Origin of the sequence: Acinetobacter sp. 5862 (genome assembly GCF_024494585.1) — a bacterium.
GTDB lineage: Bacteria > Pseudomonadota > Gammaproteobacteria > Pseudomonadales > Moraxellaceae > Acinetobacter.
The window spans coordinates 24,760-44,358 of the sequence record NZ_JANHGP010000018.1; the positions used below are offsets into that span (position 1 = coordinate 24,760).

Here is a 19,599-nt window from a genome sequence, read left to right on the forward strand (position 1 = left end):
TAGAAAAATAAAATAAATATATTTAAAATATAATTATAATCAATAACTTATATTTAATTTTAATTTAATTTTTACTTTTGGCACAGCATTTGCAAATTTCATCATGATGCAATTTAGAACATAAATCAGTTGAATATCTAAATCATGGGGGAAATCAATATGATGAAATTTGCATGCAAAGCTACAGTTCTAGCGATGGTATTTACAGCATCAACTTTAAGTTTGGCTGAAGAAACAAAGCTACCATTTCCAGGAACGATTACAGGAAATGTAAACGTAGTATCTAGTTATAATCTACGTGGTATGACAAATTCACCTGAAAGTGATACACCTGCAGTACAAGGTGGGCTTGATTATGCACATGATAGTGGTTTTTATTTGGGTTATTGGTTTTCAACATTGACAGCTGCTTATGCAGATTTTAATACCTCACCTACAGATGTGAAGGAAGAGAAGAAGTCATTTGAAAATGATTTATATGCTGGTTATAAAGGCAAGATTACAGATGATCTTGGTTATCAAATTGGTGGTACGGTTTATTACTATTATCCAGGTTGGGAATCAACGGGATATGAAACCATTGTCGGCTTAAGTTATAAAGATTTGAGTATTACAGCTCAAACTTTATTAAATAATGTCACTTTTGGAAATAAAGGTGATACTTATTTCCTAGCAACTTATGCACCTAAATTAGCTGGCGGATTTACAGGTAAAGCACAAGTTGCGGCTTATTATTATGGTGATGATGATGAGTATTTAGCTTACCAAGCTAAAGCAGGAGATGTCACCAAAACTGATTTTGCTTTCCGTCACGCAACTCTTGGACTGTCACATCCTTTAGGTAATACTGGTGCAACTTGGAGTCTAGACTATATCTTCGGTGGCTATACTCGTGATGAAACAAAGCAAAAAAATAAAGTTGTTTTGGGTTTAGGTTACGCTTTCTAAGAACAATAAACACCAAAGCGACCTATAAGGTCGCTTTTTTTATGGTCTGGTTTTAAGTTGAATGACCCCGATAAGACAGTGCTTCAGTCAGGTGCGAGCTTGAGATAATTTCACTTTCTGCCAAATCCGCAATGGTGCGTGCCACACGTAACACCCGATGATAGGCGCGTGCTGAGAGATTAAGTCGCTGTTGAGCCATTTCGATGATTTTGGCTGAATTTTCATCTAATTGAGCATATTGTTCTAGCAAATTTGGAGAAAGTGCCTGATTCAAACATTGTTGTCTTAACATTTGTTTATCATAAGCTTTCATCACGCGTTGCCGCACAATTGTAGAACTTTCTGTCGGACTTTGATCTTGTAGTTCTTTGGTCTGCAAAGGTGGCACATCAATATGTAAATCAATACGATCTAGTAATGGACCTGAGATACGGTTTTGATAGCGCTGAATATTTTCTGCTGAGCACTGGCAGCGGCTATCTTGGTTAAATGCGTAACCACAAGGACATGGATTCATTGCTGCAATAAATTGAAAATTCGCTGGAAATGTCATTTGTCTTGCCGCACGGGAGATGACGATCTCTTTCGACTCTAGCGGTTGTCTGAGAACCTCCAAAACTTTACGGTCAAATTCAGGTAATTCATCTAAAAATAATACGCCTAAGTGTGCAAGTGTAATTTCGCCTGGTTTAGGTTGTGAACCGCTGTTATTTACAAAGAACTATGCGACAATATAAGCTAGGGTCAAAGACTTAGACCACCTTTTATAAAGAACTATGCGACAAATTTTATAAAGAACTATGCAACGGAACCTAGAATGAACAATCAATCATGCGACACCGTTAACATCGTACCAGCTCGAAGAAAAATTGGTAATACACGTATCAGTGTATCTGGTTTATATCCTTTTAAAAAAGATTCCGCAGTTGCCTTTGAATCAACTCTTGAACGGGATTTCCTTATTCGATTAGAGGTTGATCCCAATGTTCTTGCTGTTGAGTCTCAACCATTTACCATTGAGTATTTTGATAATGGACAGAAACGAGTTTACACCCCTGACTACCTAGTAACTTATAAGCATAATGATTTTATTCCATTTATTGCACCTAAACTGGTTGAAGTAAAACCTACAGATGAATTGCAACTTAATTTGCATCTATGGAAAGCTAGATATCGTGCTGCCATGAGGGTATGCAAAGAAGAGGGTTGGAAATTTCATATTGCACATGAGGGGCGTATTCGGGACCAGTTATGGTCGAATGCCATGTTTTTACAAAAGTACCGAAAGATGGAATTTCCCCCTGCTGATTCAAAGCACTTATTGGATTATGTGAGAGATCGAGGAGCAGTAACTTTTGAGACTCTATTAGCCAGACATTTTCTTGGAAAATGGGACAGAGCCAATGGAATTAGTCAAATCTGGTATTTAGTTGCTCATGGTTATCTGGTTTGCGATTTAAGTATGCCTTTACAGCCATCTACTGAACTTTGGGTAAATGGGAGTTGTCATGAATGATAGACGTGTGAATATCAAAATAGCTGCTGGGGAGCCGGTTCAGATAAAAGGGATTCCCCATACGATTATTGAAGTCATTGACCTAAAATCGGTTTTTGTTGAAAACAATAATACTGGCAGGAAAAGTATCGCGGCTATCAGTGAATTAAGGCCATCAATAGCTGTGGAACAGTATGAAGATCTAGAGCTCATCGCTGATAAAGACTGGATTGAGGCTGAAAGACGTTTCAACATCATCCGACCTTTCATTGAGGGAGGCGTGAGTGGTCGTAAGGAAGTAGAGTTACGAGCCCAAGAACATGATATTAATCCAGCCACTATCTATAGATGGTTAAAAATCTATAAGGCATATGGAACTATTGATGGATTGCGGCCCAGAAAAGAGGGATTGCCACAAGGCAAGAAGATAATTAATAAACATGCTGAAGCAATCATTGAAAAAGCCATCAAGGATTTATACCTAACTAATCAAAGAATAAGTGTTCAAAAAGTTGTACTTGAAGTGAAACGCTTATGTCATGAATACCATATCCTAGAGGTGCCTCATGCCAATACAGTAAGAAATCGTATTGCAGCGATTAGCCAGAGAGACTCTCTTCGTAAGAGGGGACATAAGGAAAAGGCCGATAACAAATTTACACCTGCCGCAGGGAAATTCCCTCATGCTGATTATCCACTTGCCGTCGTACAGATTGACCATACGCCTGTTGATCTTATTCTGGTTGATGATTTTAGCAGGTGTCCTATAGGACGACCTTTTCTTACGTTGGCAATTGATGTGCGTTCAAGGGTAGTTGTGGGATATTACTTATCATTAGATGCCCCCTCTGTTATGTCTATTGCAATGAGCGTTTCTCAAGCTGTACTGCCCAAAGAGAAATGGCTAGCTTCGCGCAAGATTCAAGCTGAATGGCCTGTCTGGGGAATTATGAACACCATTCATGTCGATAATGGACCTGAGTTTCACTCAGAAACTTTCAGAAATGCTTGTATGGCACATGATATTCGTCTGGAATACCGACCAGTTAAAAAACCACGTTTTGGCGGGCACATTGAACGTTTGATGGGAACATTTGCAACCGATATTCACGCAGTTCCAGGAACAACTTTTTCAAATATTTTTGAAAGAAAAGGCTATAACTCAGATGCGGAAGCAGTTTTCACATTCTCCGAATTTGAGGACTGGCTGATTGATTTTATCTGTAATGTTTACCACAAAAGGAAACACTCTGCTTTAGGTACTTCTCCACTACATGCTTTTGAGTTAGGTATCTTTGGTGATAAAAACACGTTAGGTTCTGGGGCTGCTAGATTGCCTGCAAATGATCATAATTTCTTTCTTGATTTTCTACCAAGTTTTGAAAGGACGATTCAAACAACAGGTGTAACAATTGATGGTCTTGCTTATTATGCTGATGTACTAAGAGGTTGGATTAATGCTGTAGACCCTGATAATCAAAAGGAAAAACGTAAATTTATCTTTAGGCGTGATCCAAGAAATATTAGTGAGATATGGTTCTTTGATCCCGAAATCAAAAATTATTTTAAGGTTCCTTTAGCGGATCAAAGTATTCCACCATTTAGTATTTGGGAACACAAAAAGATTCAGGAACTGAAAAAGGAAACTGGCGAATATCTAAAAGATCATGAACTTGGACAGGCTCTAGCTAAACTTCGGGAGCGTGTTCAGGAGGCAAGTACTAAAACTCGACGGGCTCGCAGATCACATCAGCGCAGTACCCAACATCAACAGAGTGTTAACCCTGCTTCAATTCAGGGCAAAAAACCTCAACAAGAGAGTACGATTTTGGAGCAACAGCTTGAAAACGTATATGGTTTATTGCCTCTCGATGAGCTGGAAAATGATGAGGATATTTCATGAGTAACTATTCACATGTTTTTCAAGAGTTTCGCCCTATTGTGGAACAGTCTAATGAGGACAGACTCTACTTCCTGGAAGAGGACCGATGGATTGGGTATCCAGCAGCCAATGACTTGTTAGACCAATTGAAAGGATTCCTGACACTTCCTAAGCGGAGCCGTATGCCCAACTTACTGGTATTGAGTAAGCCAAATAATGGTAAAACCTCAATTATTAACCAGTTCTTTAAGCTGTATGGGGAGGGTTATGTCAATGCAGAAAATAATGCAGTAAAACCTGTAATCATTGTACAGGCACCTGTTTCCCCTGATGAAAAAGCTCTGTATATGGCTATTCTTGATAAGTTCTGGGTTCCTTTTCGAGAAAGAGATCCCGTTGCGAAGCTACGTTACCAAGTGGTCCATTGCCTTAAACTTTATGAGGTAAAGCTCCTCATTATCGACGAAATGAATTCTCTATTATGTGGCAGTCCGATTAAGCAAAGAACAGTAATGAATGCGATTAAGTATTTGTGTAATGAAACACAGATACCCATTGTTGGGTTTGGTACAGAAGAAGCAATTAGTGTTCTGCGTACTGATCCACAGCATGTCAGCCGTTTTCGTGTGGTTAATTTGCCCTTATGGAAACTAGATAAAGACTTTCAAGCTATGGTAAATAAATTTGAGAAAGTTCTTCCCCTCAAACAGGCTTCAAAACTGGCTGAACCAGCAACAGTAAAATATCTGCATGATATTACAGATGGAAACTTAGGTAATCTGCGAACGATTTTACGGGACGCCGCAAAGAAAGCTGTTGTTTCTGGTCAGGAGTTTATCGACCGTAGCTTGCTAGAAAGTGTGAAATAAGCAATGTGGAGGACTAGGTATGATAAGTGCAACAGAAATCCATTCATGGTTTATTCCCACGGACTTAAAGCAAGATGAGGCATTATCTTCTTGGTTGATACGTGCCGCACTTGACAGTGGTTGTGACCCATTAAGTTTAACTGGAGTACTTTGGCCCAAATGGCGAATCTGGTCTGTAGATGTAGATCGTGGTTTAAGTGCAGAGCAAGTACAGGTATTGATCAATACGACAAAAATTGATGAAAGCCAATTTAATTCTGCTACGCTTCGCAATTTTTTAATTAAATATAATCTGGATAATCAAACTCTTGATGCATGGTACTTGGTATTAGGTACAAGAAACCGTAAGCATCGAGGTGGCTGGCAATATTGTCCTGAGTGTCTATCTGAGGATAATGTTGCCTATTTCCGTCTGCCTTGGCGTTTTGCCTGGCATACAGGTTGTATAAAACATAATCAGCATTTACATGATCAATGTCCTCATTGCCATAATGCTATTCAACCTAGACGTCTTGAAGCCCCTGATCAGGTTATGACTTGCTGTTCAATATGTAAAAAAAGTCTATTGGAGGTTAATAAAAGCCTTGTGGATTGTCATGCCTTGGCATTCCAAAAAATCTTTGATCAATTCCTGGAACAAGGCTGTGCAACCTATCAAGACAAGTTGATTTCAGTAACTGATTGGTTAACGGTGATTAAGTTATTTTCACAATTTATTAGAAAAGCTTTAGCTGGCTCAGTAAATGGAAAAGGATGGGCTTTTCTTGAACAACTCAGAATTCAGGTGCCCCATCCTGAGCTTATATCGAATGGATTGGCTGTTAACCAACTTCCAGTTACCGAGAGAGAACGGCTATTTTCCTGTATTTATCAATTACTCATTATTCCCCAGGAAAAGTTTATTGAAACAGCAAAATCTTTAAATATGAACAGGTCTTCATTTTGGGATAAGAGAAACCAGTTGCCAGCCATATTAAGGCCTGTTGAAGAACAATTAGGCTCGATTTATCGGAACTACCCTCCAAAGAGAGCATTGGTAGCTACCTTTAAACCTAAAAGTAAGGAGACTGTAATACGCAAGTTTTTAAGATTAAAAAGAAAACTAGGGTAACTTTTGGGGGGACAACACCATGCCTCAGTGTGATGAATGTGGTGATGCGGTTGAAAAGATACACCGACTTTATAAACAGCGTAACTATTGCCATAAGTGCTATGTACGAGTTTTTAAAAAACAGGATTGTCCGTCGTGTGGTAAAAGTTCCAGATTATATAAAGCTGATAACTTGGCCGTTTGCCAACAATGTGAAACCAATAGACCTTGCATTAGATGTCAGCGTATTGATTACCCTATAGGAAAAATAACGGAGCAAGGCCCTGTTTGTAATAGTTGTTCAGTTTATTTTAGAGAGTTTCAAGCTTGTGAACGGTGTGGTGTGACATCACAACGCTTATCTCGTATCAGCCGTTTTGGAGATAATTTAAGAGTTTGCCCAAAGTGTGCAACCCGTGATTACCAGACATGCCAAAGTTGTAGAAGATATAGGTTGATTGAACAGGATGTTGTGTCAGGCAAAATGCTTTGTAAGAAATGTTTGACCTGTCCACCACTTCAATGTCTAACTTGCCAGCAACAGATTCCTGCTGGATATGGGAAATACTGTGAATTATGTACATGGCGAAGAATATTGGGGAATAGGATTAAGGAACTGGTTAATACATTAGTAAATCCAAGCCTCAAAGGTTACTTTAAAGATTATATGAATTGGCTTGATCATGAGGTTGGACCGCATAAGGCTGCATTACTAATTCGTAAACATATTCATTTTTTTGAAAAGACCAGTGATCTTTGGGGAGATCAGATCCCAGACAATGACTCTTTATTACATAGACTAAGAACAAGTGGTTTACGCAAATATGAGCTGCCCATCCGGTGGTTGGTTGCAGTACATCACCTGCATATAGATACCCAATCTAAAGGCCACTGTTCTGAATTTGACCAACTGAGAAAACTGGCGAACTCATGTCCTGGTTCATCGCTTTCAGCCCAAATTCTTCAGAACTATTATCAGGTTTTAATAAATAAAATGGATTTAGGGAAAACGAGTATACGTTCTGCCCGTTTAGCCATGAAACCAGCATCTGCTTTAATGCTGTTGGTAAGTCAATCACGATTAGATTTACCAACAATGTGGCATGTAAAATATTACTTATTTAAGTCCCCTGGACAAGCTTGCGCTATTGTTGGCTTTCTTAATTTTTTAAACAAGAATTATGATACGAACCTTGATACGTCATGGGTACTAGATGAAAAAATAACAGAAAAAAGTAATATGAAGAAACTGGAAAAACAATTGTTGGCCATCATGAAAGCCCCAGAGGAAAATTTTAATGAACTAGAGTGGATAAAGTTAGGATTGATGTATTTTCATAATTTGGATAAATCCTTTTTTAATCAAATGGATAGTATTAATTATAGGGGGCTGAATGATGGCTTTGAAGTGAGGTTTGGTGATCAGCAATATTGGATACCTAAATTGCTTGTATAACTGGACCATATAACGCTAATGTAGCTACATAAAGTTAAAACTGAATTTTGGGCTTCCAGAGGGTATGTATGGGGCAATTAGGTCATGAATATTGTGTTCATAATGGATTCAATAGGTCTCATGCAGGGAAATATGTTTATTCACTTGCTACGTTTATATCTTGGATATTGATTTACTTTTTACTGAAGTTCTTGGGTGGATTGTCTCCTTATTGGAATGTCATCATTTCTAGTGCTATCACTGCTTTATTATTTCTTACTTTTTATTTTCTATTTGATAAATGGATATGGAAAACAGGTTTATTTTTCAAGATTCTGAAATATCCTGATATTTCGGGAGAATGGTCATGTAAAGGTATCTCTGATTACCAAGAAGAAAATTCTGAAATGATTAAGCACAATAGAGAGTGGATTGGAAAAGTAACAATTTTACAAAGTTGGGATAAAGTAAGAATCAGATTAGAAACAGAATTTTCCACATCTGACAGTATTTCTGCTGCAATTATTTATGACGAAATTGAAGAATACAAAGTTCTTTATAGTTATGAAAACAAACCAAAAGATTTAGATCATGAAGAGTTACGTATCCATCGAGGATTTGTAGAGCTGACACTTCATAAAGACAATAAAAGTGCCAGTGCTAAATATTATAATGTTACTGGTCGAAGAACCATGGGAACAATGTTATGGGAAAAATTAGATAACTAATGGATAAGAGCCAATGGTTTCGTCATATAGGTAACCCAAATCTTTACGTATTTCCGTAACGAGTTTATCTAAGGCAATGCTCATTGTTGTGAGAGAGGTTTCTTTCTGATAACTATCAAATATTTTTCTGGTCATATCAGGTGTATATAAGCTATTTCTATAGTTTGGGTTATGATACAGATAATCAAAAAATCTTTTTGTTTCAAGAACTATTGCTAAAGCATTTGTTCTACCTTTCTTTAAATTTTCTAGATTGGAATGATACATAATAGAGGCTAGATCAAAACTACTTAAGTAAATTACTTTGCCCTCTTCAACTAAATCGGCTTTTATTGTTTTACAAAGGCGGATAGATTTTTTCAATCCTCCATCAGCATAGTATTTACATTTGTAATCTATATAAAAAATATGCTTGAAAGGTAAGTTCATCAATGTAGTAGGAGTTTTATTATCTAGAATATTGACTCCTCTTAAATAAAGGTGCTTTTGTTGTTGGTACTCATATGTTTCTACCCAATGAGAGGGTACAACATCTACATCCCGAGGAAGTGATCCACCTGTTAAAGTTATAGATTTAGCACCAGTAGTATCAATTGTTACGGCAGGATATGCTTGTCTTAATTCATAAGTGCACGCGTTCCTGAGTTCTCTTAATATTTTTATATCATCATGACGTAAAGTACCTAAATAACCCTCTGTACGATAATGTGATTTGTTAAGTACAAGTAAATCAACATCACTTACACCTTTGATATGAATATTTAGGGGAACTGACCCTTGTAATCTGTATTCTGTGACAATGTTATGATTATTTAGTAGCCTAGGCTCTAATTGTTTTTCAATTCTTTTAGCAGTTTCAATACTGATTTCTGTGTAACGTTTACTAACTTCTTGCATTGCTCCTACTGCATAACGGATAGATGGTTTGTCTGATACAATCTGCCATTTTTCTATTGTACGTTTTAATTCATCAAACTCATTAAATGAAGTTACGCCTGCTGTTACACTATCAAAAGCATTGTATGTAAGGTCAGTACCTTTTCGTCTTTTCTCTAATCTGTTCAATCTTTTATAAAAATCAATTTCAGACATTGTGAAACTCAAAAAATAGTAGTTATGGTTAAAATAATTATACCTTAATAATTATTTTAAGGTTTTAATAAATAAGGTTTTATTGTCATAAATGCTCAAATTTAAGATGGGAAGTAAGATAATTTTTAAGTATAAAGTTTGAGAATGTTTGTAGTCTTTTGTAGTGCATCCAATAGTCAAATAAATAATTGTGAAACCATGAAGACACATATCACATTGATATTTATATAAAAATATTATTTGTGATTGGAGGTGATTTTTTTAATTCTATTGATTATTGTGACTCACTACGGAGTTAATTGTCTTTAAGTATTTGTTTTTAATTGTTTTATTCTTTTAATTATTTTTATTTGATTAGGTGTTGACCTTACCATAATTGGAAAGAATAGAGTTGCTACATCAAGGGTAATGATGTACCTGATATGAAAGAATAACTTCCGAGCTTATTACCCATTATTTTTTCATAATTGTAGTAAGAGGATAACTCCATGAAACACTTTGTTCCAATGTTAATGATCGGTGCGATTGTATTTAGTGCGGGGTGTTCCTCTTCTGACGCTCCAAAGGAAAATTCAATGAGTGAGAATAAACATGAAAGCCATTCAATGCACCATGATATGAATGGTTCAGCTAAAACAGATAATCCATCTACAAATGCCTATATGGAAGTAAATACTCGTATGCACAGCGGAATGGGTATTGATTTCACGGGAAATGCAGATACTGACTTTATGTTGGGTATGATTCCTCACCATCAGGGTGCGGTTGATATGGCAAAAGTAGTTCTTCAATACGGTTCTGATCCAGAAGTGCGTCAGCTTGCCGAGAACGTTATCTCTGCCCAAGAGTCAGAAATCAAGATGATGAATGAATGGTTGGCAAAAAACAAAAATCATTCTGGCAGCAAAAATGAAGATAGCCCATCAACTCAAGCATATATTAAGATCAATGATGAAATGCACGCAGATATGATGGTTCCATTTACAGGAAATGCTGATGTTGATTTCATGAGAGGCATGATCCCCCATCATCAAGGTGCAATTGATATGGCAAAAGTAGTTCTTCAATATGGTTCTGATCCAGAAGTACGCCAGCTTGCTGAAGATGTTATCTCTGCCCAGGAATCAGAAATCAAGATGATGAATGAATGGTTAAGTAAACATAAGTAGATACTTCTCTATTCGATATTCTTTTAAATGAGGGGCTTTTTAAAGCCCCTTGTTTTATCTATAAATTTGATGAATTGAGGATTATGTTATATGCCAAAAATTATAGTTATTCCGCATGAAAAGATTTGTCCAGAGGGTGCGGAACTTGAAATTGAAAGCGGAAGTAATTTATGTCGAAGTTTATTGGATCATGGCATTCCCATAGAACATGCCTGCGATTTATCAGGTGCATGTACAACATGCCATGTTGTTCTGAAAAAAGGGTTCGACAGTTTAGAAGAAATGGATGATGTAGAGGCGGACTTACTGGATCGTGCCTGGGGGCTTACGGCCCAATCAAGACTATCTTGCCAGGTTAAGGTCCAAGATGAAAACTTGGAGGTAGAAATACCTAAGTACACAGTCAATTATATATCTGAGGGACATTAATTTTACTTTTAATGCTTGACCTTACAATTATGGCAAGGTTTATATTAAACACATCCTGAATAGTAATAGTGGAGTTAAATATGGAATTTCATGTTGAAGATATGACTTGTGGTGGCTGTGCCCGTGGTGTAACCAGAGCAATTCAAGCAATAGATGCCAATGCAAAGGTCATCACCGAACCACCCAATCGTAGTGTAAAAGTTGAAACAACTGCAACACAGCAGCAAATCGTTGAGGCTTTAACCGAGGCTGGTTTTCCTCCTCGTTAAAAACGGACGAAATGATAAAGCGACTCTCTATTGAGTCGCTTTTTTGTGGGCAATGAATTATAAGCTCAATATTTAGGAATGTTTGTGATGTTAAATTAGCAGTTATTTGACAATGTAAGTATCTAAAAGAAATGACATATTTTAGTTCATAGTTATAAATATAAAAAATAGGGAGAAGTAAAATTAATTTTACTTCTCCCTATATCCTATTGCTATTTCTTTCGGGTTAAAGGTGAAACGGAAAGCAGGTCATTATGATGGTGAACGTCCTTTATATCATTGTGGGGCTCTTGCAAACCTTCAAGAATCGGACAATCAGGTCTATTATCACCAGCACAGCAGTCGATTAAGTCCTTGAGAGTATTCGCCATTTGCTGTAGGTCATTGATACGTTCTTCCAGCTTTTCAATATGACCCTGAGCCAGGCGTTTGACATCAGCACTCTGTCTACTGCGGTTATTCCATAAATCGAGTAGGTCTGATATTTCCGCTACTGAAAAACCGAGTTCACGACTTCGTTTGATAAACTTTAAACGTTCAACATCATTTACTGAGTAAGAGCGATATCCTGCATTATTACGTCCCGCAGCAGGAATTAGGCCAATCTGCTCATAATAACGAATCATCTTGGCGGTAACTCCCGAAGCTTTAGAGACTTTACCAATGTTCATCATATCCTCCTTAGCCTTGACTGACGGATGGTGGCTGGAATCGACGTAAACGTAATGCATTGCCAAGTACAAATACACTGGACAAAGCCATTGCTCCTGCTGCAAAGATTGGGGACATCAGTATTCCATAGGCTGGGTACAATATACCAGCAGCAACAGGAATCAACATGGTGTTATAGGCAAATGCCCAGAATAAGTTCTGGTGAATATTACCAATCGTTGCTTTGGACAAGGCAATCGCATTGGCAACACCTTGTAAGTTTCCTGACATTAACACGACATCGGCAGATTCAATTGCAACATCTGTACCTGTACCAATCGCAAGTCCGACATCAGCTTCAGCCAAAGCGGGTGCATCGTTAATCCCATCACCCACAAAAGCGATATTGCCGTATTTTGCTTTCAGCTCTTTAACCGCACTGACTTTACCCTCTGGTAGAACTTCAGCAATCACTTCATCAATACCCAATTGTTTGGCAATTGCCCGAGCAGTACGAGCATTGTCACCCGTCACCATTGCTACCTTGAGACCTAATTGGTGTAGAGCCTTAATCGCTGCTGGCGTTGTGGTTTTGATTGGGTCAGCAACTGCAATAATTCCTGCCAGTTCACCATCGACAGCAACATAAAGTGGTGATTTACCCTCATCACCCAGACGCTGAGCTGTGGCAACAAATGGAGCAACATCAATACCAAGTTGAACCATATAACGGTCTGCACCAATATTGATTTCTTCATTACCATTGATGGTTGCACAGACACCCATGCCTGTGACTGAATCAAACGTATCAACTTTAGGTAAAGTCAGGTTTTCACTTTTTGCCGCATCAACAATTGCTTTAGCAATCGGATGTTCAGAACGGGATTCAACAGCCGCAACCATGCCTAGGACATAATCACGCTCAAAGAATTGAGTCACTTCAAAGTCAGTCAGTACGGGATGACCCTCTGTTAATGTCCCTGTTTTATCGACTGCAACAACTTTGGCATCCTTTAACAGTTGTAAGGCTTCGCCTTTGCGGAACAGTACTCCCAACTCTGCACCACGACCTGTACCGACCATAATTGAGGTTGGTGTCGCCAATCCCATTGCACAAGGACAGGCAATGATCAACACTGCCACCGCATTAACCAATGCAAAAGTTAAGGCTGGTGATGGACCAAAAATAAGCCAGACTAGGAATGTAAGTACTGCGGCAATCATCACCGCAGGGACAAACCATAAGGTAACTTTATCCACCACAGCTTGAATCGGCATTTTAGAACCCTGTGCTTGCTCAACCAAACGAATGATTTGAGCCAGCATAGTTTCGCCACCCACCGCCACAGCGGTAAAGGTCAACGTGCCATTCTGGTTAATGGTGCCGCCTACCACATCACTGCCGATGCCTTTCTCAACAGGGATTGGTTCACCCGTAATCATGGATTCATCAACAAAACTTTTTCCATCAGTGACTTGACCATCGACAGGGATTCTTTCACCTGGTTTCACAATGATAATGTCATCTGCAACCACTTGGTCTAGTGCAATATCTACCATTTGGCCATCGCGTAAAACATGGGCAGTTTTGGCCTGTAAGCTGACTAAACGCTGGATTGCTTCAGATGTTCGCCCTTTGGCTTTTGCTTCAAGAAAACGACCCAGTAAGATTAATGCCACAATCACCGCAGCAGCTTCGTAATATACATTTACCGTTCCTGTGGGAAGGATGTTGGGTATGAATGTGGCAACAATAGAAAATAGGTAAGCTGCTAATGTACCAACCGCAACCAGCGAGTTCATATCAGGTGCTAAACGGAGTAATGCAGGCAAACCTTTTAGATAGAATCTTCGTCCTGGAATAACTAAAACCAACGTGGTCAGGATGAATTGTAAATACCAGCTATTCTGCATCCCAATAGTTTGATCAATCAGTTGATGAACACCAGGGATAAGGTGAGATCCCATTTCCAAAATAAATACAGGCAAAGCCAATAGGGTTGCAAGAATCAAATCACGCTTAAGTTCAGCACGTTCTTGATCTTTTTTCTCAAGCAGCTCTGTCTGGTCAGGAATAGAAGCTTGAATTTCTGTGGCATCGTAACCAGCTTTATCAATTGCGGTAATCAAGTCATCGACATTTGCTGAACCACTGACCGTTGCACGCTCAGTCGCAAGATTGACATTGGCCTCTTTTACACCTGCAACGGCTTTAAGGGCTTTTTCGACACGACCTACACAACTAGCACAGGTCATGCCTTTAATTGATAATTCAATATTATTTGCGGGCACGTCATAACCTGATTGTTCAATGGCATGAACCAGTACCTGACGATCCACAGGCTGATCAAGTACAATATCTGCACGTTCTGTCGCTAGATTGACCGAGGCAGACTGTACACCATCAACTTTTTTGAGTGCTGTTTCAACACGCCCAACACAGCTGGCACATGTCATCCCTTCAATTTTTAATGTAACTTTCATATTATTAGAAAGCTTATCTGTTGCCTTTCCCATAAGATATACCTATAGTGCTTACCCAATTATTAAGAGCATAAACCTTGCCATTATGGGAAGGTCAAGGGTAGAATATGTAAACATATATATTTTCTAAATAATAGGAATTTAAGTATTAGTATGAATTTTAATAATCACCCGATACCATTATCTCAAGATGAGATTATGTCTTTAGCTGAAACATTTCGGCTATTAGGTGATGCTTCACGACTTAAAATTCTACTTTTTTGTATGCGGGGGCCTAGTTCAGTAGGTGAAATCAGTGATGCTCTTGATTTATCCCAATCTTTAGTCAGTCATAATCTTCGTTTATTGCGTTCAGCTCGTTTAGTCAAAGGCGAAAGACAATCTAAACAAGTATTTTATGAGATTGATGATTTACATGTTAGTCAGGTTTTATTAGATATGGCAAGTCATATTAGTGAGGAGCACTAATTTATAGTAGTACGTAATGTATTGCAAAAATATCTAAATTAAATAACTTTAAGGGGAAAGAGGGTTATAGGAATTCTTTATTTTTATTACTCTAAACAAGAAATATATCATGCATTTATTTAAGTTATCAGTATCATCTACAAAAAGTTAAGATCAAGGGCATATAATTAAGAAATGTCTAGCTATATGCCTTGATATCTATTTGAGGAAAGTGCTATCTGTTTTTAACAGCAACTTGTAGTGTTATCTTCAAATGCACTTAATCGGCAGAAACAGGATGCTTCAATATTAATATCAGCCGAGGCAAGTGCTATATCACGTTGCAGCGAAATATCTCGAGCTTCTTTCTCTAGACCTAGTTTTGCTAAACACTCATAAAGTCCATGAAGACTCCATACATTGTTAGGGCGAATTCGGCGACGTCCAAGGTCACCTTCTAGCCCCAGTTCAATCCGATATTCTTGGGCTGCTACTTCAAAGTTTCCTTGTTCCATATTAAGTGCGCAGAATGCATGCCGAACTGGTTGTAACCAAGCTGGAGGATCACAATAAGGAAGAGCATCTTCTAATTTAATGCCTTCTCGCAAGATTGCGAATGCTTCTTTCGTATTACCTTTACGATACTCAATTTCGCCATGAATCATTTTGGCAGCAATTTTTAAAGCTTCGACCTCTTTAACAGGTATAGAGTTAAAGCGCTCTTCTGATACATTAGCTACTGCTTTTATAAAAGACTCTCTTTCTTTTTCGGCCTCTTTAACTCTTCTTAATGAAGCAAATGCTATGCCTTTTGCGTAGTGAATCATTGCGGTTGTGGAACTATATAGACCTTTATCTTTAGGTAGCTCAAGTTTCAGAATATCTTCCCACATGCCAAATCTAATCATAACATGTGGTAGTGTTGTGCAATGGCTTTCAGTTAAATTAGCCATTGGCGGTGTAGTGATATGTAGTACTTCGGGTGTTAAAATGTCATTGATACGATGAGCCATAAATAACGCTTCCTGTGATTTACCTGCCATCATTGCACCATAAGCACCTACCATTAAATTATGAACGCGATACAAGATATTCCAACCACCTGGATTCTTTTCTCTAGAAAAATATCTTTCATCGGCTGCGATTGCATCAAGATTAGAATAAACCACTCGACGCCAATCTCCGCATGCATTATCAATATGTGTGGACATATGGGCTAAATGTGACCCATCAGGTGATAAATTACGAAGGTTATCAGCAGCTGGCAATGCAACTTCAGGATAAGGTGACATTTCCATTAAATGTATATAGAGATGATTAATTACAGGATGACGATTTGCCCCAGGTTTAGTGAAAGCAACTTCAAGCACGTTTCTAGCTTCAACTGTACCTAAACCTATGGCTTCACCGGTATCTAAATCCCACAATTTACGAGGGCTCAAGCACATGAGTGCATCTGCAAACATTGCAGCTGCATCAAGATCATTAGAATATTTTTCATAAAATGATCTCATAGCTTGAGCATATGCAAAATTCAGCTCATGAAAGTCTTGTTCATCTATAGTCACGTGTTTTGGAAAGCGTGGAGCAAGGGCATCAATTAAATCTTTCTCAAATTGTGTCGCATTATGAGTCGCTGCTAACTTTGCTTGTTCCATAATTTCATTAATATATGGAATGGTATTCTGTAAGTCTGAAGGATCAAATAAATGCCAAGCTTTATTGTAATTTGGACCAGATGCAAAGGCGATGCCCCAATAAGCCATTGCGCATTTTGCATCATGTTCTAGAGCTTTCTTAAAACAATTTATGGCTTCACTCGGATTGAAACAATATGTCCATAATAAGCCACGATCAAACCAAAGTTGAGTATCAGGAGATGACGTAGTTATTTGACGCTGGTAATCTCCTAAATTGTAGTATTTATCAGACATTAAAGTCTCCTCATCAGTGAATAACAATAAAGATTTAAGGTTAGTGATTATGTCCAGCGTGTGGATCAATTTGAGTTGGGTTTTCTAAGCTACAAGTACTATTGCCTTGCCAATCAATGGCTATAGTTGGATGTTCAATAGAAAATTTGGATTTTAGCTCATTCTCAATGTTGAGAGTTAATGTCGCGAGGTCAACTCCATCTTTGGGTTTGACATGCAACGTTGCCATAGATCTACCTGATGTAATCATCCAAATATGTATATGGGTAATTTTTTCAATACCACTTACATTTTTCAAAAGATATTCAGTGATCTCTTGGGCATTAGCATTCTCAGGAGCACCCTCAAGTAAAATATGAAGAGTACGTTTAAATAAAGACCATGCGCTGCGTAGTACAAGTAAAGAAACTAGAACAGATAAAATTGGATCGATAGGAGTCCAGCCTGTGTACCAAATCACTATGGCAGCAATAATTGCTCCAACAGAGCCGAGTAAATCGCCCATTACATGGAGAATAGCTCCTTTAACATTGACATGTTCTGTATCGCCTCTTGTTAAGTACCATAAAACAAATAAGTTAACGAGCATACCTATAATAGCAACGATAAACATCGGTCCTGCCATGACAGGTTGAGGTGATTGAAAGCGTTCAATAGCCTCATAAATAATCCATCCAACGATTGCGAATAATGTAAGAGAATTCATTAAGCCAGCAATAACTTCGAATCGCATGTATCCAAATGTTTTTGAATTATCTGCAATGCGGCGACCGAAACGAAAGGCAGCATAAGCTAAACCTAAGGCAACGGCATCTGTAAGCATATGCCCTGCATCAGCCAGAAGTGCGAGTGAACCAGAGATGATTCCTCCAGTGGCTTCTACAAGCATGAACCCGAAAATGATAAAAAACGAAATCAGAATTTTTCTTTCGTTTCCGTTACTCACATCAGGAACATGTGAATGATCATGACCTTCATGCGAATGATCATGACCTTCATGCGAATGATCATGACATTTATGATTGTGATCGCGTTGATTACTCATGTATAAAAACCTAACATGTATATATTTTTACATATGAATATATGTTCATATGTAAAAATTGTCAAATTTAATTTATTAATTTTAATATAATCAATGGCATGTGCCATTTTTGAGCTAATAGGGAATCAAATTTTCTAAAGTAATACTGTTTTTACTTATTCTAAGAGAAATTTCTACTTAGGATAAAATGAATAATTTGACAGTCTAATACTGGAGGGATATTGCATGAATTTAATTTCCATAGACGGAGGTATGTTTTATAAAGCTGAAAAAACGGACTATTAAACTTATAGAAATTCACTTTTTAATAATTCATATAAATATATGTTCATTTGTATAATCTATTCAGATCACCCTATTGACCTTCCAATTATTGGAAACATTAGCATGTGTGCAACTGCTACAGAAACCTATCCAGAGTGATGTAGCTTTGCATAAAAGGTGAATATCATGAAAAAACGAATGACAGCGGTTGCTGTAGCAGTAGTGATTGCTATCTCAGGTGGTCTGCTGTACACAGCAAAAAATATATCGGATCAACCCAAGCAACAAGCTAGTTCAGCTCAAATGCCTATTCCTCAGGTTCCAGTTGCGGAAGTAATTACACAAGAACTTAATCCAACTGCCGAATATACAGGCTACTTATCGGCACCACAAAGCGTTGAAATCAAGTCCCGAGTCGGTGGTGTCATTAATAGTGTTAGTGTTCCTGAGGGCAGTTATGTTCGTAAGGGACAGGTATTATTTAAAATTGATCCTGCACCTTTTCAGGTTGCTCTGAAGACAGCCCAGGCACGACTGAAAGCAGCAGAGGTTCAGTATAGCCAGGCTGTTCTGGATTTTAACCGGGCAAATAAACTGGTCGAAAGTGGTGCCGTCTCCAATAAGGTTTATGACGATGCACTGGCAACCAAAAATAACCGTCAGGCTCAAGTACAGGAGGCTCAGGCAGCCGTCAGTGCAGCGAAGCTGGATTTATCTTATACCAATATTACAGCACCGATTTCAGGACGTATTGACCGTGTTCTTGTCACCAGTGGTAACTTGATTGCAGGTGGAAATACAGGCAATGCCACAGCCTTAACCACCATCGTTTCAGTCAATCCGCTGTATGTTTATTTTGACCTTGATGAAAAAACCTTTCTCAATCTAAAGGGACAAAATAAATCTGGACAATTCAACTTGCCAATCGAAATGGGATTGGCAAATACAGAAACTTATCCTTATACAGGGAAATTAAACTTTGTAAGTACTCAAATTGACCAGCGTACAGGGACGCTACGGGTTAGGGCATCTATTACCAATGATTCAGGTGAATTAGCACCAGGTATGTTTGCCAGAGTTAAGCTGACCACTGGAAATAAACAGTCCACCATTCTGATAGATGATCAGGCGGTGGGTACAGATCAGGGCAATAATTTTGTTCTGGTTCTTGGTTCGAATAATACGGTTGAATTTAGGCCTGTAACACTTGGCTCGGTCGTTGATGGATTGCGGATTATTAGCAGTGGTCTGCAAACTGGCGATAAAGTCATTATTAAAGGGCTGGTTCGCCCAGGAATGCAGGTCAAGCCAAATATCGTTCCAATGCAAACGCCTACTCCGACTGAAAGTGCCGCACAGGGGAAATAA

The 19,599-nt window shown here is 38.3% G+C and carries 17 protein-coding genes and 1 pseudogene; 12 read left to right on the forward strand and 6 right to left on the reverse strand.

From position 1 onward, the window contains the following. The first annotated feature begins 159 nt into the window (after positions 1–159). Positions 160–948 carry a TorF family putative porin gene (locus tag NO346_RS02655; protein WP_256414149.1) on the forward strand — a complete coding sequence of 263 codons (789 nt, stop codon included), beginning with the start codon at positions 160–162 and terminating at the stop codon, positions 946–948. Positions 949–1,000: 52 nt separating this feature from the next. Here NO346_RS02655 and NO346_RS02660 read toward each other — a convergent pair. Continuing rightward, positions 1,001–1,651: pseudogene (locus tag NO346_RS02660) on the reverse strand (ATP-binding protein); the annotation flags it as partial. Between the two features lie 114 nt (positions 1,652–1,765). Here NO346_RS02660 and NO346_RS02665 point away from each other — a divergent pair. The 6 genes from NO346_RS02665 (at position 1,766) to NO346_RS02690 (ending at position 8,447) form a co-directional block, all read left to right on the forward strand. Next, complete coding sequence (locus tag NO346_RS02665; protein ID WP_001064759.1) at positions 1,766–2,464, forward strand: heteromeric transposase endonuclease subunit TnsA; 699 nt, start codon at positions 1,766–1,768, stop codon at positions 2,462–2,464. Further along, a complete protein-coding gene (locus NO346_RS02670; protein ID WP_000999878.1) occupies positions 2,457–4,346 on the forward strand; it encodes a Mu transposase C-terminal domain-containing protein in 1,890 nt (629 codons plus the stop codon). The genes NO346_RS02665 and NO346_RS02670 overlap by 8 nt, the downstream gene beginning before the upstream one ends. Beyond that, positions 4,343–5,194 carry a TniB family NTP-binding protein gene (locus NO346_RS02675; RefSeq protein WP_000073961.1) on the forward strand — a complete coding sequence of 284 codons (852 nt, stop codon included), beginning with the start codon at positions 4,343–4,345 and terminating at the stop codon, positions 5,192–5,194. Before NO346_RS02670 ends, NO346_RS02675 begins: the two co-directional genes overlap by 4 nt. A 19-nt stretch (positions 5,195–5,213) precedes the next feature. Continuing rightward, on the forward strand, positions 5,214–6,305 hold the full coding sequence (locus tag NO346_RS02680; RefSeq protein ID WP_000622362.1) for a TniQ family protein: 1,092 nt from the start codon (positions 5,214–5,216) through the stop codon (positions 6,303–6,305). A 19-nt stretch (positions 6,306–6,324) separates the two neighbouring features. Continuing rightward, a complete protein-coding gene (locus tag NO346_RS02685; RefSeq protein WP_004777765.1) occupies positions 6,325–7,740 on the forward strand; it encodes a hypothetical protein in 1,416 nt (471 codons plus the stop codon). Between the two features lie 68 nt (positions 7,741–7,808). Beyond that, the gene (locus NO346_RS02690) at positions 7,809–8,447 is read left to right on the forward strand and encodes a hypothetical protein (protein WP_000530048.1); all 639 of its coding nucleotides are present in this window, start codon (positions 7,809–7,811) and stop codon (positions 8,445–8,447) included. Here the strand turns inward: NO346_RS02690 and NO346_RS02695 are convergent. Then, entirely contained in the window at positions 8,436–9,539 is a 1,104-nt protein-coding gene (locus tag NO346_RS02695) for a hypothetical protein (protein ID WP_001289337.1), read from the reverse strand. The genes NO346_RS02690 and NO346_RS02695 overlap by 12 nt on opposite strands. 488 nt (positions 9,540–10,027) lie before the next feature. Here NO346_RS02695 and NO346_RS02700 point away from each other — a divergent pair, with 488 nt between their 5' ends. From NO346_RS02700 to NO346_RS02710, 3 genes are all read left to right on the forward strand, one after another. Next, positions 10,028–10,708 carry a DUF305 domain-containing protein gene (locus NO346_RS02700; protein ID WP_000680279.1) on the forward strand — a complete coding sequence of 227 codons (681 nt, stop codon included), beginning with the start codon at positions 10,028–10,030 and terminating at the stop codon, positions 10,706–10,708. Between the two features lie 90 nt (positions 10,709–10,798). After that, on the forward strand, positions 10,799–11,137 hold the full coding sequence (gene fdx, locus NO346_RS02705) for an ISC system 2Fe-2S type ferredoxin (RefSeq protein WP_001124186.1): 339 nt from the start codon (positions 10,799–10,801) through the stop codon (positions 11,135–11,137). 80 nt (positions 11,138–11,217) lie between these two features. After that, positions 11,218–11,406, forward strand: a complete 189-nt coding sequence (locus tag NO346_RS02710) for a heavy-metal-associated domain-containing protein (RefSeq protein WP_000394310.1) — start codon at positions 11,218–11,220, stop codon at positions 11,404–11,406. A 212-nt stretch (positions 11,407–11,618) separates the two neighbouring features. On the opposite strand, the gene cueR is transcribed toward NO346_RS02710, so the two are convergent. Further along, positions 11,619–12,077 (reverse strand): Cu(I)-responsive transcriptional regulator, encoded by a 459-nt coding sequence (gene cueR / locus NO346_RS02715; RefSeq protein WP_023187990.1) that lies wholly within the window; start codon positions 12,075–12,077, stop codon positions 11,619–11,621. Between the two features lie 10 nt (positions 12,078–12,087). Continuing rightward, on the reverse strand, positions 12,088–14,574 hold the full coding sequence (locus NO346_RS02720; RefSeq protein WP_036595798.1) for a heavy metal translocating P-type ATPase: 2,487 nt from the start codon (positions 14,572–14,574) through the stop codon (positions 12,088–12,090). 120 nt (positions 14,575–14,694) lie between these two features. Between NO346_RS02720 and NO346_RS02725 the strand changes: the two genes are divergently transcribed. Continuing rightward, positions 14,695–15,009 carry a helix-turn-helix transcriptional regulator gene (locus NO346_RS02725; protein ID WP_023187988.1) on the forward strand — a complete coding sequence of 105 codons (315 nt, stop codon included), beginning with the start codon at positions 14,695–14,697 and terminating at the stop codon, positions 15,007–15,009. Positions 15,010–15,233: 224 nt separating this feature from the next. Here the strand turns inward: NO346_RS02725 and NO346_RS02730 are convergent, their stop codons facing one another. Then, complete coding sequence (locus NO346_RS02730; protein ID WP_023187987.1) at positions 15,234–16,922, reverse strand: hypothetical protein; 1,689 nt, start codon at positions 16,920–16,922, stop codon at positions 15,234–15,236. A 40-nt stretch (positions 16,923–16,962) separates the two neighbouring features. Beyond that, positions 16,963–17,967, reverse strand: a complete 1,005-nt coding sequence (locus tag NO346_RS02735; protein ID WP_023187986.1) for a cation diffusion facilitator family transporter — start codon at positions 17,965–17,967, stop codon at positions 16,963–16,965. A 450-nt stretch (positions 17,968–18,417) separates the two neighbouring features. Between NO346_RS02735 and NO346_RS02740 the strand changes: the two genes are divergently transcribed. Beyond that, entirely contained in the window at positions 18,418–19,599 is a 1,182-nt protein-coding gene (locus NO346_RS02740) for an efflux RND transporter periplasmic adaptor subunit (RefSeq protein WP_023187985.1), read from the forward strand.